Annotated in this window: 10 protein-coding genes and 1 rRNA gene; 7 read left to right on the top strand and 4 right to left on the bottom strand. The window is 61.4% G+C overall.

Features of this window, described 5'->3' with window-relative positions; genetic code table 11:
* Positions 1 to 106 precede the first annotated feature (106 nt).
* A 5S ribosomal RNA gene (rrf, locus tag OX462_RS01625) occupies positions 107 to 219 on the top strand.
* A gap of 247 nt (positions 220 to 466) precedes the next feature.
* On the opposite strand, the gene OX462_RS01630 is transcribed toward rrf, so the two are convergent.
* Positions 467 to 1,039 (bottom strand): acyloxyacyl hydrolase, encoded by a 573-nt coding sequence (locus OX462_RS01630; RefSeq protein WP_227742064.1) that lies wholly within the window; start codon positions 1,037 to 1,039, stop codon positions 467 to 469.
* A gap of 106 nt (positions 1,040 to 1,145) precedes the next feature.
* Between OX462_RS01630 and OX462_RS01635 the strand changes: the two genes are divergently transcribed.
* Entirely contained in the window at positions 1,146 to 2,030 is an 885-nt protein-coding gene (locus OX462_RS01635) for an NAD(P)-dependent oxidoreductase (RefSeq protein ID WP_257218199.1), read from the top strand.
* A 1-nt stretch (position 2,031) separates the two neighbouring features.
* Here OX462_RS01635 and OX462_RS01640 read toward each other — a convergent pair whose 3' ends face one another.
* A complete protein-coding gene (locus OX462_RS01640) occupies positions 2,032 to 3,225 on the bottom strand; it encodes a M20 aminoacylase family protein (RefSeq protein ID WP_409027624.1) in 1,194 nt (397 codons plus the stop codon).
* Between the two features lie 206 nt (positions 3,226 to 3,431).
* Here OX462_RS01640 and OX462_RS01645 point away from each other — a divergent pair, with 206 nt between their 5' ends.
* The 4 genes from OX462_RS01645 (at position 3,432) to OX462_RS01660 (ending at position 10,254) form a co-directional block, all read left to right on the top strand.
* A complete protein-coding gene (locus tag OX462_RS01645; RefSeq protein ID WP_409027625.1) occupies positions 3,432 to 5,507 on the top strand; it encodes a molybdopterin-containing oxidoreductase family protein in 2,076 nt (691 codons plus the stop codon).
* Position 5,508: 1 nt separating this feature from the next.
* Entirely contained in the window at positions 5,509 to 6,558 is a 1,050-nt protein-coding gene (locus tag OX462_RS01650) for an aminopeptidase (RefSeq protein WP_409027626.1), read from the top strand.
* A 276-nt stretch (positions 6,559 to 6,834) separates the two neighbouring features.
* A complete protein-coding gene (locus OX462_RS01655) occupies positions 6,835 to 8,517 on the top strand; it encodes a long-chain fatty acid--CoA ligase (RefSeq protein WP_070220716.1) in 1,683 nt (560 codons plus the stop codon).
* A gap of 54 nt (positions 8,518 to 8,571) precedes the next feature.
* A complete protein-coding gene (locus tag OX462_RS01660; RefSeq protein ID WP_070311537.1) occupies positions 8,572 to 10,254 on the top strand; it encodes a long-chain-fatty-acid--CoA ligase in 1,683 nt (560 codons plus the stop codon).
* On the opposite strand, the gene OX462_RS01665 is transcribed toward OX462_RS01660, so the two are convergent.
* The gene (locus OX462_RS01665; protein WP_409027627.1) at positions 10,251 to 11,423 is read right to left on the bottom strand and encodes an acyltransferase family protein; all 1,173 of its coding nucleotides are present in this window, start codon (positions 11,421 to 11,423) and stop codon (positions 10,251 to 10,253) included. The two genes, OX462_RS01660 and OX462_RS01665, sit on opposite strands and share 4 nt — an antisense overlap.
* Before the next feature lie 155 nt (positions 11,424 to 11,578).
* Between OX462_RS01665 and OX462_RS01670 the strand changes: the two genes are divergently transcribed.
* Positions 11,579 to 12,445: a LytTR family DNA-binding domain-containing protein gene (locus tag OX462_RS01670; protein WP_099411287.1), complete on the top strand. Its 867-nt coding sequence runs from the start codon at positions 11,579 to 11,581 to the stop codon at positions 12,443 to 12,445.
* Here the strand turns inward: OX462_RS01670 and OX462_RS01675 are convergent.
* On the bottom strand, positions 12,442 to 14,034 hold the full coding sequence (locus OX462_RS01675; RefSeq protein ID WP_409027628.1) for an alkaline phosphatase D family protein: 1,593 nt from the start codon (positions 14,032 to 14,034) through the stop codon (positions 12,442 to 12,444). The two genes, OX462_RS01670 and OX462_RS01675, sit on opposite strands and share 4 nt — an antisense overlap.
* Positions 14,035 to 14,043: the final 9 nt, after the last annotated feature.

Below are 14,043 nucleotides of genomic sequence, written 5' to 3' on the forward strand. Positions count from 1 at the left end.
CAACGTTGCGTGTGTGTTGATACACCAATTCATTACCCCCAATCTTTGCTTCTTCCAGATTCAGGCTTTGTCGTCCAACAGGAGACAAACGCCGGTACAAGTTATGCCTGATGACCATAGCAAGTTGGTCCCACCCCTTCCCATCCCGAACAGGACCGTGAAACAACTTTGCGCCGATGATAGTGCTGCAACCAGTGTGAAAGTAGGTTATCGTCAGGCTTGTTATACGCAGTAAGAGAAAAACCCGTCAAGCAATTGGCGGGTTTTTTTTCGTCTGTGCTTTTGTGTCGGTGGCTGTCGGCTTACGCGCGCGGCGCTAAGCCGACCTACGCCGACCCCCATGGCGATAGTACAAGCCCCTGAGTTTGCGGCATGGAGGGTCTGACCCCGGCTGTTCATCAGCTGCCAATGCAACAGACGAAAAAAAGGCAGCGCTGCGCGCTGCCTTTGTCATTTATCAAACCAATTAAAAGTGATAAGCGACTTTGACGTTCATGTAATTGACGCCGCTGTTCGGTTTCTTGTAGCCGCCGTTCGAGAAATGCTGGATTTTCGCAGCGACTTCCCATTTGTTATTGAAGACATACCCGATGCCGATATGGTCGCCGAACTGGAAGTGGGTCGACAGGCGGTTATCGTCGTTATCGTACAGCTTGGACAGCATGTGCACGCCAATGCCGCCTTCCGCGTAGAAGCCCAGCTTATTCGTGTTTTCAAAGCGGAAGACAGGGGTAAAGCCCAGGTCCCACAGTTTTTGATGCTGGCCAGGAACGTTGCGATAGCTCTTGCCATCCCAACCGCCGATGCTGGCATCCCAGTAACCGCTCAGCTGCGTGCCATTCGATACAAACCAGGCTTTATCCCAGTTCGAGGTCACGCCAGCACGCAACATCTGCACTTTGACGCCCTTGGCATATTCGCCGTAGACGGAGTCGATCAGTTTGTCGTCGGCGGCAAAGCCGGCGTTGGCCGCCATCAGCGCGGTAACGGCGGCGATGGATTTGAGGAGATTCTTCTTGAAGAACATAGAGGCTTTCATCGTAAAATTGGCCGTTAGGCTTGTCTTGTTTGTACAGGCACCTTGCTTTGCATGCCGCTCTCGCCACTTGTTGATCTCAGGGGTTCAATTGACATTCTCTACAAAAATCGCATTTCTTGGTATCGGTCTGATGGGGGATCCGATGGTCCGGTGCCTGCTACGCGCTGGATATTCTGTCACAATTTGGAATCGCACGCACAGCAAGGCCGAAGTCCTGCGTGCGGCAGGGGCGCAGCCGGCCGTTTCCGTGGCTGAGGCGGTCAATGGCGCGGACGTGGTCATCTCGATGCTGGAAGCCGGTCCCATCGTGGCGCAGGTGCTGCAAGAAGCGCTGCCGGCCCTGGCAACTGGCGCGATCTGGATCGACATGAGTTCCACCAGACAATCAGAAGCCCAGCAATTCCATACCACTCTGCACGCCGCTGGCCATGGCTTCATCGATGCGCCCGTGTCGGGCGGCGTCGGCGGAGCGCAGGCGGGTACCCTGGCCATCATGGCCGGCGCCAGTGCCAGCGATTACGCGCGGGTTGAATCGATTCTGGCGGCCATGGGGCGCCCGACTCTGGTGGGGCCGGCCGGCAGCGGCCAGGTTGCCAAGCTGTGCAATCAGCTGATCGTCGGCGCGACATTGACTATCGTGGCGGAAGCCTTGCTGCTGGCCCAGGCGGCCGGCGCCGATGCGAGCGCCGTACGCGCCGCTATTCGTGGCGGTTTTGCCGAGAGCAAGATTTTGGAGGTGCATGGCCAGCGCATGCTGGAGCGCAACTTTGTTGCCGGTGGCCAGGTGAAGAGCCAGATCAAGGATATGCATAACATCCTCGCGGCGGCCGAGGCGGCCCACGTCACCTTGCCGGTGACGCAACTGGTGACGCAGCGCTATGAAACCCTCGCCACCAGCCACCCGACGGCAGACCATGCGGCGGCCTTGCTGGCCCTGGAAGCGTTGAATCCGGGCCAGCGTTTGGGCACTGGTCAGGATAAGCTGAGCTGAATCAAGCGACGGGCAGGCTCGCTTCGGCCAGCTTGACCCAGAAACTGGCGCCGATCGGTAGCAGATTGTCGTTGAAGTCGTAGCTACCGTTGTGCAAAACGCACGGTCCCAGGCCGTGGCCGCCATCGCGGTGCTCGCCATCGCCATTGCCGATGAAGATGTAACAGCCGGCCTTTTCCTGCAGGAAAAACGCGAAATCTTCCGCGCCCATCGTTGGTTCGACATTCGCGTTGACCTTGTCCGCGCCCACTACGCTTTTCATCACGTCGACGGCAAACGCCGTTTCCTTCGCATGGTTGACCAGCGGCGGATAGTTGCGCTTGAAGTGGAAATCGACTTCCGCGCCAAATGCGGCGGCCGTGTGCACGGCGATGTCGCGCATGCGCTCTTCGATCAGGTCCAGCACGGGCGTGGTAAAGGTGCGCACGGTGCCGACCAGGCTGGCGTCATCGGGAATCACGTTGGTGGCGCTGCCCGCATGGATTTGCGTGATCGACAGCACGGCCGTGTCGAGCGGACTCTTGTTGCGCGTGATGACGGTTTGCCAGCTCTGGGCGATTTGCACAGCCACCATCACGGGGTCGATGCCCTTGTGGGGCTGGGCCGCATGCGCACCCTTGCCTTTGACGGTGACGTGGAATTCATTGCTCGACGCCATCATCGGGCCTTCCACCACGCTCAGGGTGCCCGTTTCCGCGCCTGGCCAGTTGTGCATGCCGTAGATGGCATCCATGGGAAAGCGGGTAAACAAGCCGTCTGCTATCATTTCGCGCGCGCCGGCACCGCCTTCTTCCGCCGGCTGGAAGACGAGGTAGACGGTGCCGTCGAAGTTGCGGTGTTGCGCCAGGTAATGGGCCGCCCCCAGCAGCATGGCCGTGTGGCCGTCGTGGCCGCAGGCGTGCATCTTGCCCGGGTGGCGCGAGGCATGCTCGAAGGTATTCATTTCCTGCATGGGCAAGGCATCCATATCGGCGCGCAGGCCGATGGCGCGTGTCGAGGTACCATTTTTGATGGTGCCGACCACGCCAGTGCGGCCCAGGCCGCGCACCACGGGAATGCCCCATTCCGTCAGTTTGGCGGCGACTACGTCCGAGGTGCGCTGTTCTTCGTAGCACAGCTCGGGGTGCGCATGCAGGTCGCGGCGGATACCTTGCAGTTCGGATTGAAACGCCAAGATCGGATCAACTAGTTTCATGGGACTCTCCTGTGGATGCTGGCACGCAGCAATGTATGGCGCGCCGGACCGCGCTTGTTTGATCAAAAACAGACGCGGCTAATAATGCATTGTAGCCCTTGTTTGCGGGGTAAATCCAGCGCACGGACCAGCTTGCCCTGACGCCAACAGCAAGCGCGCGGAATGGTTTACAGTATCGCCTTCCCCCAACGTTTTTGGATTACCCGATGACCACCACCCAAGTGCGCGCCGCCTGCCCGCTCGATTGCCCCGATACCTGCGCCTTGCTGGTCACCGTGACCGATGGCGTGGCCACCGCCGTCAAGGGCGATCCCGACCACCCGACCACGGCTGGCGTGCTGTGCACCAAGGTATCGCGCTTCACGGAACGCACCTACCATGCGGACCGGCTGCTGCATCCGCTGCGCCGCGTGGGCAAGAAGGGGGAAGGCAAGTTCGAGCGCATCAGCTGGGAAGAAGCATTGCAGACCATCGCCGCCCGCCTGAAACCGATCGCCGCACGCGATCCGCAGGCGATCTTGCCGTACAGCTACTGCGGCACCATGGGCCTGGTGCAGGGCGAATCGATGTCTTCGCGTTTCTTCAACCAGCTCGGCGCTTCCCTGCTGGACCGCACCATCTGCGCCTCGGCCGGCGCCACGGGCTACCGCTACACGGTGGGCGCCAGCATCGGTACGGACCTGGAGCAGTTCCAGAACGCGAAATTGATCATCATCTGGGGCGGCAATCCCATCGCCTCGAACCTGCACTTCTGGATGCGCGCGCAAGAGGCCAAGCGCAACGGCGCCACCCTGATCGCCATCGACCCTTACCGTTCGCTGACGGCAGAAAAATGCCATCAGCATATCGCTTTGCTGCCGGGCACCGATGCGGCCCTGGCGCTGGGTTTGATGCATGTCTTGATCACCGAAGACCTGGTCGACCATGATTACATCGAACGCTACACGGTCGGCTACGATGCCTTGAAACAGCGCGCTTTGGCGTGGCCGCCCGAGCGCGCGGCCGAGGTGTGCGGCATCACGGCCACCGAAGTGGTGGAACTGGCGCGCCTGTACGGCCATGCTTGCCGTTCCGGCGAGGGCGCCGCCATCCGTGCCAACTATGGCGTGCAGCGCGTGCATGGCGGCGGCATGGCCGTGCGCAATATCGCCTGCCTGCCGGCCCTGACGGGTGCCTGGCGCCATCCGGCCGGCGGCATGCAGCTGTCGAGCTCGGGTTCCTTCCCCGTCAACCGCAAGGCCTTGCAGCGCCCCGACTTATTGAAAGGCACGCCGCGCACCATCAACATGAGCACCATCGGCGACGATCTGCTGAAAACCACGTCGCCCGAGTTCGGCCCGCAAGTCGAGGCCGTGATCGTCTACAACTCGAATCCGCTGGCGGTGGCGCCCGATTCGTCGAAAGTGGCGCAGGGTTTTGCCCGCGAAGATTTGTTTACGGTCGTGCTCGAGCACTTCCAGACCGATACCGTCGATTACGCCGACATCGTGCTGCCCGCCACCACGCAGCTGGAACATGTCGATGCGCATTCCACCTACGGCCATTTGTACATGATGGCGAACAATGCGGCCGTGGCGCCGCTGGGCGAAGCGAAGGCGAATACGGAAATCTTCCGCCTGCTGGCCCAATACATGGGCTTTGATGACCCGTGCTTCCAGGAAAGCGACGATGCGCTGGCGGCCAAGGCCTTCGATGCGACGGATGCCCGTGCCGTGCATTTCGACTGGGAATCGCTGAAACGCACGGGCTGGCAAAAGCTGGCCATGCCCGAGGCGCCCTTTGCCGAGGGTGGTTTCCCCACGCCATCGGGCAAGTGCGAGTTGTATTCCAGCGCCATGGCGCTGGCGGGACTCGATCCCTTGCCGACCTATATCGCGCCGCACGAATCGCCAGCGAGCAATCCCGCGCTGGCGGCGCGTTTCCCGCTGGCCATGATTTCGCCGCCGGCGCGCAACTTCCTCAACTCCACTTTTGTGAACGTGAAAAGCCTGCGCGCGGCCGAGGGCGAGCCGCACCTCGACATCCACCCGGACGACTGTACCGCGCGCGGCATCGCGGCCGGCGACATGGTGCGCATCTTCAATGACCGCGGCAGCTTTGTCGCCAGGGCCAGGGTCACGGACAAGGCGAGGAAAGGCCTGGTGGTGGGTTTGTCCGTGTGGTGGAAGAAACTCGCCAGCGACGGCAAGAACGCCAATGAAGTGACCAGCCAGCGCCTGACGGACATGGGCCGCGCGCCCACCTTTTATGACACGCTGGTCGAAGTGGAAAAGGTTGCCTGACATGGCGCGCTGGCCGGCCCGGCTGCTTGTCGGCATGCTGTGCCTGCCGCTGGGCGGCTGCACGCAGCTGCGCTACTACACGCAGGCGGCGCAGGGGCAATATGCGCTGTGGTCCGGCGCGCGCCCCATAGGTGACTGGCTCGATGACCCGGCCACCGAACCGCGCCTGAAAGTGCGCCTGGCCAAGGCGCAGCAGATCCGCCGCTTTGCCGTCAGCGAACTGGATTTGCCGGACAATGGCAGCTACAAGAATTACGCGGCCCTGCGGCGCCCATTCGTGCTGTGGAACGTGGTTGCCACGCCGGAACTGTCGCTGCAGCCGCTGCAATGGTGTTTTCCCATCGCCGGCTGCGTGAGTTACCGCGGCTATTACAGCAAGGATGAGGCGCTCGCGTATGCCGACGAGCTGCGCGCCCAGCATTACGACGTGCAGGTGGGCGGCGTGCCCGCGTATTCCACCCTGGGCTGGTTCGACGATCCCCTGCTGTCGACCTTTATCAACTACAACGATGCGGAACTGGCGCGCCTGATTTTCCATGAACTGGCGCACCAGGTGGTGTACGTGCCCGGCGATTCGGCCTTCAACGAATCGTTTGCCAGCGCCGTGGAAGAGGCGGGCGTGCAGCGCTGGCTGGCGCGCGAGGGCAATGACGCGATGCGCGCGTCGTACGCCCAGTATGCGGCGCGGCGCCAGGATTTTCTGGCCCTGCTGCTGACATACCGGGGGGAACTGGACGCCGTGTATGCGAGCGACGCCAGCGATGCGGACAAGCGCGCGCGCAAGGCGCAGGTGTTTGCAGCATTGAAAGACGCGTATCAGGTGCTCAAGCAAAACTGGGGCGGTTTTGCCGGTTACGACCGCTGGTTCGAGCAGCCATTGAGCAATGCGCACCTGGCTTCGGTGTCTACCTACAATGAATTTTTGCCTGCCTTCAAAAAATTGCTGGAAGAAAAAAAGAACTTTCGTGCTTTTTATGCTGCAGTGCACACAATGGCCCAGCTCAAGAAGCCCGAGCGCAGGCATGCGCTGGAACAATTGTCCAGCCCCTGACCCGTAAAGATTGTCCAGTACGCCGAGGCAAGCGATTCGGTAACAGCGTATTTATCGTGCTGCAATGCAGCATAAAAAGGCCTTAGAGTTGCTGCTCGAATACTGTTGAAAGCGCTTGCATGGAAGCGCGGCGCCCGATAGCATCGCATTAGTAGCATAGAGCAATTGCTCGTCAGAATGCTCAAACTGACTGCAGGACGACAGAATCCGCAGCGATGATCCGCGTCGGCAAGATGCGCCGGCTCCCCCACGATTATTCGAGACAAGAGGCACAGGATGGAAAAAATTTGGCTGAAGTCGTATCCTCCCGGCGTCCCCGCCGACATCGATCCTGATCAATATCGTTCGCTGGTGCATTTGCTGGAAGAAGCGTTTCAAAAATATGCGGATCGCAATGCCTATGTCTGCATGGACAAATTTCTCACCTATGCCGAACTCGATACCTATTCGCGCCAGCTGGGGGCCTTTCTGCAAAGCCGTGGGCTGAAGAAGGGGGCCAGGGTGGCCCTGATGATGCCGAACGTGCTCCAGTATCCGGTGGCGATCGCGGCCGTGCTGCGCGCCGGCTACACGGTGGTCAACGTCAACCCTTTATATACGCCGCGCGAACTTGAGCACCAGCTCAACGATTCGGGCAGCGAAGCGATCATCGTGCTGGAAAATTTTGCCCATACGGTCGAGCAAGTATTGAGCAAGACGGCCGTCAAGCACATCGTCGTCGCCAGCATGGGCGAAATGCTCGGTGGCTTGAAGGGCATGATCGTCAATTTTGTCGTGCGCAACGTCAAGAAGATGGTGCCCGCGTATTCCTTGCCGAACGCCATGCGTTTCAAGCAGGCGCTGGCGCTGGGCAGCCGCATGAAGCTCACGCCCGTCGAGCTGAGCATCAACGATCCCGCTTTCCTGCAATATACGGGCGGTACGACGGGCGTGTCGAAAGGCGCGACCTTGAGCCACCGCAATGTGATCGCCAATGTGCTGCAAAGCGAAGCGTGGTCGGGCGCGGCGCTCGACCAGAACAGCAAGGAACAGATGATCGTCGTCTGCGCCTTGCCGCTGTACCATATCTTTGCCCTGACGGCCTGCGCGATGTGGGGCACGCGCGTGGGCGCCCTGAATATCCTGATCCCGAATCCGCGCGATATTCCGGGCCTGATCAAGGAACTGGGCAAGTACAAGTTCAACCTGCTTCCGGCGGTCAATACGCTGTATAACGCACTGGTCAATCATCCCGATTTTGCCAAGCTCGATTTCTCGGGCTTGAAGATCGCCAATGGCGGCGGCATGGCGGTGCAGCAAGCCGTCAACGACAAGTGGCTGCAGGTGACGGGCGTGTCCATCATCGAAGGCTATGGCTTGTCGGAAACGTCGCCGGTTGCCACCTGCAACCGCGCCGACAGCACGGCGTTTTCCGGCACCATCGGCTTGCCCGTGCCATCGACCGATATCGCCATCCTCGACGATGACGGCAAGGAAGTGCCGCTGGGCCAGACGGGCGAGATCGCCATCCGTGGCCCGCAAGTGATGAGCGGCTACTGGAACCGTCCCGATGAAACGGCCAAGGTCATGACACCGGACGGCTATTTTAAATCGGGCGACGTGGGCATCATGGACGAGCGCGGCTACGTGAAGATCGTGGACCGTAAGAAAGACATGATTCTCGTCTCCGGCTTCAATGTGTATCCGAACGAAGTCGAAGCCGTCATCGCGGCCCATCCGGGCGTGCTCGAGTGCGCGTGCGTGGGCGTGCCCGATGAACACTCGGGCGAAGCCGTGAAAGTATTTGTCGTGCGCAAGGATCCGAACCTGACCCAGGCCGTGCTGGCCGCGTATTGCAAGGAGCAGTTCACGGGCTACAAGCGGCCGAAATACATCGAATTCCGCGATGAACTGCCGAAGACCAACGTCGGCAAGATTTTGCGTCGCGCCTTGCGCGATGAAACGAAGATAGCAGCATAAACAGTGTGGATGCGCCAGGAGGCGCATCCCTTTTACAGATAAAGATGAGGCGAGATGGACAAGATTTGGTTGAAGTCGTACCCGGACAGCGTGCCCGCAGAGATTGATTGCACGCAATACCGTTCCGTCACGCATTTGCTGGAAGAGTCGTTCCAGAAATATGCGGACCGCAATGCTTTCGTGTGCATGGATAAATTCCTGACCTACCGCGAGCTCGACCAGTTGTCGCTGCAGATGGGCGCCTGGCTGCAAAGCAAGGGGCTGCAACGGGGCGCGCGCGTGGCGATCATGCTGCCGAACGTGCTGCAATATCCGGTCGCCATGGCGGCGATCCTGCGCGCAGGCTACACGGTGGTGAACGTCAATCCGCTGTACACGCCGCGCGAACTGCAGCACCAGCTGGTCGATTCGGGCAGCGAAGCGATCATCGTGCTGGAAAACTTCGCCACGACGGTCGAACAGGTGTTGCCGCATACCCAAGTCAAGCATGTGATCGTCGCCACCATGGGCGACTTGCTGGGCGGCTTGAAGGGCACCATCGTCAACTTCGTCGTGCGCAAGATCAAGAAAATGGTGCCTGCGTTCTCCTTGCCGAACGCCATCAGTTTCAACAAGATGCTGGCCGAGGGTGCACGCTTGAGCCTGACGCCGGTGCAGCAGGGGCATGACGATATCGTCTTCCTGCAATACACGGGCGGCACGACGGGCGTCTCAAAAGGCGCGATGCTGTTGCACCGTAACGTGATTGCCAACGTACTGCAAAACGAGGCGTGGATGGCGCCCGTGATGACGCCTGAAATGCGCGCCACTTCGATGGGATTCATGTGCGCCTTGCCCCTGTATCACATCTATTCGCTGACGGTTAGCGCCCTGATGGGCATGCGCCTGGGTGGCATGTGCGTGCTGATTCCCAACCCGCGCGACATCCCTGGTTTCGTCAAGGAATTGAGCAAGCACAAGATCGTCGTCTTCCCGGCCGTCAATACCTTGTACAACGCGCTGCTGAACAATGCGGACTTCGCCAAGCTCGATTTCTCCAGCTACAAAGTGTGCAATGGCGGCGGCATGGCCCTGCAACGCAACGTGGCCGAACGCTGGCTGAAACTGACGGGCTGCCCGCTGATCGAAGGCTATGGCATGTCGGAAACATCACCCGTGGTGACGGGCAACCGCGTCGATATCACGGAATTCACGGGCACCATCGGCTTGCCTTTCCCGTCGACGGAAGTGGCGATTCTGAATGATGACGGCGTGGAAGTGCCGCTGGGCGAGCCCGGCGAAATCGCCGTGCGCGGCCCGCAAGTGATGGCGGGATATTGGCAGCGTCCGGACGAGACGGCCAAGTCGATGACGGCCGACGGCTACTTCAAGACGGGCGACGTGGGCGTCATGGACGAGCGTGGCTATGTGAAGATTGTCGACCGCAAGAAAGACATGATCATCGTCTCCGGCTTCAATGTGTATCCGAACGAGGTGGAAGACGTGGTCGCGTCCTGCCCTGGTGTGCTCGAATGCGCCTGCATCGGCGTGCCGGACGCCAACGCGGGCGAAGCTGTGAAAGTGTTTGTCGTGCGCAAGGACCCGAACCTGACGGTGGAGCAGATCCGCGAGCATTGCAAACATGAATTGACGGCTTACAAGAAACCGAAATACATCGAGTTCCGCGATGAATTGCCGAAGACGAATGTCGGCAAGATCTTGCGCCGTCAATTGCGCGACGAAAAGAAAGTAGCTTAATTCGCCGCCAAGGCCGTGTCCGCAGCTACGGCTTGCCGTGGCCTGGCGGGCAGGCCGAAACAGGGGCGCAGCCAGTGCACCTTGCTGATCAGCAGCGACGTTGCCAACCAGCAAGTCGCCACCGTGCCAGCCAGTATCAGCAACGGTTCCAGCACGGGCCCCAGTTTTAACGGCACCAGCCAGTAAGCCAGCAGGATAATCGCGCTCTGGTGCAGTAGGTACCAGGGAAACACGGCCTGGCGCGCCCATGGCAGCCAGGCAAAAGGTTGATTCAGCAAGGTGTGCGACCAGCCCAGGATGGCGCAGATGGCCAGCCACATGTACAGATTGCGCAGGGGCCAGGAGCCGAACGCGGCCCAGGTCAGCAGGTTCTCCGAATATATCTGGTCGAAAAACATATACACGGCAAACGCGCCCAGGCCCAGCCACAGCGTATGCCAGCGCAAGCGCGCCAGTTCCGCCCACAATCCCTTGTCATTGCCCAGCCACCAGCCATACAGGAACAGCGTGAAATACATGGCGTGCGCATACCAGTCGCGCACCAGCGCATGGGTTTCCGGATAGCGCATTTTGAGGAAGACCATGGCCGCCAAGGGTGGCAGGGCAGGCAGGACGAGCAGATGCCATCCGCGCAAGCGCTGGAACCGGGGGCGCAGCGCCGCCAGCAGCGGCTGCAGCGCCACCAGTACGATGATGTACCGCAGCAAGTACACGAGATACCACAGGTGGTTCCAGGTAAAGCCATATTGCCAGCCATCGAAGGCGCCTGCCGGCCAGGCATGGCCGCCAAAGTAATGCAGCAGGAACCGCCCATATCCAGGCTCGACCAGGCCCTTGCTGACCCCTTCGCAATACGGCTGGATGGGAATGATGACGGCCATGCCAAACAGCAGCGGCGGCAGCAGCCGCTTGATCCTGCGCCACAGGAAGGCGCCGCGCGAGGCCTGCGTCATCATGGCGCACGAGATGCCGGAGATGAGGAAGACGATTTCCATGCGCCAGCGGTTGAGGAAGATCAGCGGCATGTTCAAGGCATCGGTGGCGTAGCTGCTGTGCATGTGAAAGTGCCATCCATCCATGTACAGCAGGGCAGTGTGATAGACAATCAGCAGGCTGAAGACGAGAAAGCGCAAGGCGTCGATATCGTGACGGCGGGAGGCTATGGTCATGATCGTGGGCGAGTGGTGAAGGAAGCCTCAGCATAGGCAGCGACGGGGCAGCGTGCCAGCGAAATGGGACCAGCGGACGGCTGGCTGGGACGAATGGATCGCCTGGGACGGGTGTGGGACCTTACAATCATGTAACTCATTCAAGCCCCGAAACCATGCACATCGCTTCCACTGACCTGTTGCAACGTTATCAACGCTGGCGCCGCGTGGCCGAGCCGGGATTCTGGATCGTGCTGTATCTGCTGCAGGCCAGCGTCAACAGCTGGCTGGTCTGGCTGGACCTGCAGCGCGCCGGCGTCAATACGCCATTCTGGGAAGTGGCCGTGTGGGAGTGGAGCAGCAATCTGGTGCTGCTGGCGCTGGTGCCCGTGGTCGTGCTGGCGGGACAGTACCGGCCGCTGCAGCTGGTGTTCCAGCGCCAGAACCTGCGCTGGCACCTGGCCGCGTCGGTCGCCTACAGCCTGGTGCATGTGGCGGCCATGGTGGCCTTGCGCAAGCTGGCGTACTGGAGCGCCGGCAGCGCTTACGATTTCGGTCATTGGTGGCGCGAGTTGCCGTATGAATACCTGAAAGATGTGCGTGCTTACTTCCTCGTCCTGCTGGCCGTGGGCTTTTACCAGTTGCTGCTGATGCGCTGGCAAGGCGAGGCGACCTTGCTGGGCGAGCCCGATGAAGGGCCCGCCGTGGAACCGGTGCAGCAGCCGGAGCGGTTTCTGGTGCGCAAGCTGGGCAAGGATTTTCTGTTGCCGGCTCTTGAGATCGAATGGATACAGGCTTGGGGCAACTATGTGAACCTGCATGTGCGCGGGCACGATTATCCGCTGCGTTCGACCATGGCCGCCATCGAGCGCCGCCTGGACGGCAAGCGCTTTGTGCGCGTGCACCGCAGCTATATCGTCAACCTCGATTTCGTGCAGACCATCATACCGCTGGAATCGGGCGACGCGCGCGCCGTGCTGTCCACGGGCGGCGAAGTGCCCGTCAGCCGGCGTTACCGCGACGCCTTGAAAAGCGTAGCTTAGCTGCGTTGCAGGCCCGCCTTGCCGTCCTGCACGGTGAAGCTGGCCAGTGTCGCGATGCCGGATGTGCTGTCGCGTACATTTTCCAGGCCCTGGAACAGAGCCGTGCTTTTTTCTGGCGTGATCTCCAGCAACATATAGCCGCGCTTGTCGCTGCGTCCGTAGCGGATGTGCGGGTTCATCGCCACGTACTGGTCGGTGCGCGCCTGCGGGCGGGAACTCGACGTGATCGAGGTGCCGCAAAACTCGGTCGCCAGCACGGGATTATCCTTGCCGGTGGGCCGCATGGCGTTGCGGCTCAGTTCCGTCGCATAAAAGGTGTGCACGTCGCCCGACAACACCAGCGGATTGCTGGCCTTGCTGCTGCGCAATGCGTCGAGCAGATGCTGGCGCGCCATGGGATAGCCGTCCCAGCCATCGGTCCAGACGCGCTCTTCGCCGGGCCGCACGATGGGTACCTGACTCGATTGCGCCATCAGGGTTTGCTGAGCCAGGATATTCCAGCGCGCCGGGGAATCATCGAGACCGGCTTGCAGCCAGCGCTGCTGTTCCTCGCCCAGCATGGTGCGGTCGGGCTTGAGCAAGTCGGGACAGTTGCGCGTGGTGACGGAATTGGAGCCGCCACGGCCCGGTTTGGCGCAGGCGTGGTAGGCGCGGTATTGCCGGTCGTCCAGCACGTGGAAGCGCGCCAACCGGCCCCAGTCGTAGCGCTGGTAGATGCGCATGTCGACAAAGCCGCGCCGCCCCAGCGGCAGCAGGCGCAGCGGCATGTGCTCATAAAACGCCTGGTAGGCGGCCGCGCGGCGCTGCAGGAAGGTGGGCGTGAGCAACTCGTCGCGGTCGTTGCCGTAGTCGTTGGCCACTTCATGGTCGTCCCAGGTGACGATCCACGGCGCGGCCAGGTGCGCGCCCTGCAAGTCGCGGTCGCTCTTGTATTGCGCGTAGCGGGCGCGGTACTCGTCCAAGGTAAAACTTTCGTGCGTGCGCACGGCCCGGCTCGGGTGCTGCAGCTGGTACGGCCCCCACTCATAAATGTAATCGCCGAGGAAGGCCACCAGGTCGGGCGCCGCCGCCGCGATGTGCCGGTGCGCCGCATACGCGCCGAATTCCCAGTGCTGGCATGAGGCGACGGCCAGTTTCAGCGAGGCAGGCATGGAGCCGGGCTCGGGCGCCGTGCGCGTGCGGCCCACGGGGCTGACGGCGTCACCCAGCATGAAGCGGTACCAGTACCAGCGTCCGGGCGCCAGACCGCCCGCGTCGACGTGCACGCTGTGCGCGAGGGCGGGCGTGGCGGTCGCTTGCCCCTTGGCGGCGATGCGCCGGAAAGCCTCGTCTTCGGCCACTTCCCAGCGCACGTTCAGGGCGATGGCGGGCGTGGCGGCTGCTTGCAGCGGGTCGTAGCAGATGCGCGTCCACAGCACGACGGCGTCCGGCAAGGGCGAGCCGGAAGCGACGCCGAGCGCAAACGGATAGCCGGTGCCATTGAGGCGCGTGGCGGCGCTGGCGCTGGAGCCGGACAGCACGCTGCCGGCCGCGGCCAGTGCCGTGATGCGCGCAGCGCTCAGCAAGAAGATGCGGCGCTGGCTATCCATGGTGTGGAA

Origin of the sequence: Janthinobacterium aestuarii, assembly GCF_046113285.1 — a bacterium.
GTDB lineage: Bacteria > Pseudomonadota > Gammaproteobacteria > Burkholderiales > Burkholderiaceae_D > Janthinobacterium.

Coding starts and splice junctions, on each gene's coding strand:
- OX462_RS01670 (WP_099411287.1), top strand. CDS start 11,579: ATGCACATCGCTTCCACTGACCTGTTGCAACGTTATCAACGCTGGCGC.
- OX462_RS01665 (WP_409027627.1), bottom strand. CDS start 11,423: ATGACCATAGCCTCCCGCCGTCACGATATCGACGCCTTGCGCTTTCTC.
- OX462_RS01630 (WP_227742064.1), bottom strand. CDS start 1,039: ATGAAAGCCTCTATGTTCTTCAAGAAGAATCTCCTCAAATCCATCGCC.
- OX462_RS01645 (WP_409027625.1), top strand. CDS start 3,432: ATGACCACCACCCAAGTGCGCGCCGCCTGCCCGCTCGATTGCCCCGAT.
- OX462_RS01640 (WP_409027624.1), bottom strand. CDS start 3,225: ATGAAACTAGTTGATCCGATCTTGGCGTTTCAATCCGAACTGCAAGGT.
- OX462_RS01655 (WP_070220716.1), top strand. CDS start 6,835: ATGGAAAAAATTTGGCTGAAGTCGTATCCTCCCGGCGTCCCCGCCGAC.
- OX462_RS01675 (WP_409027628.1), bottom strand. CDS start 14,034: ATGGATAGCCAGCGCCGCATCTTCTTGCTGAGCGCTGCGCGCATCACG.
- OX462_RS01660 (WP_070311537.1), top strand. CDS start 8,572: ATGGACAAGATTTGGTTGAAGTCGTACCCGGACAGCGTGCCCGCAGAG.
- OX462_RS01650 (WP_409027626.1), top strand. CDS start 5,509: ATGGCGCGCTGGCCGGCCCGGCTGCTTGTCGGCATGCTGTGCCTGCCG.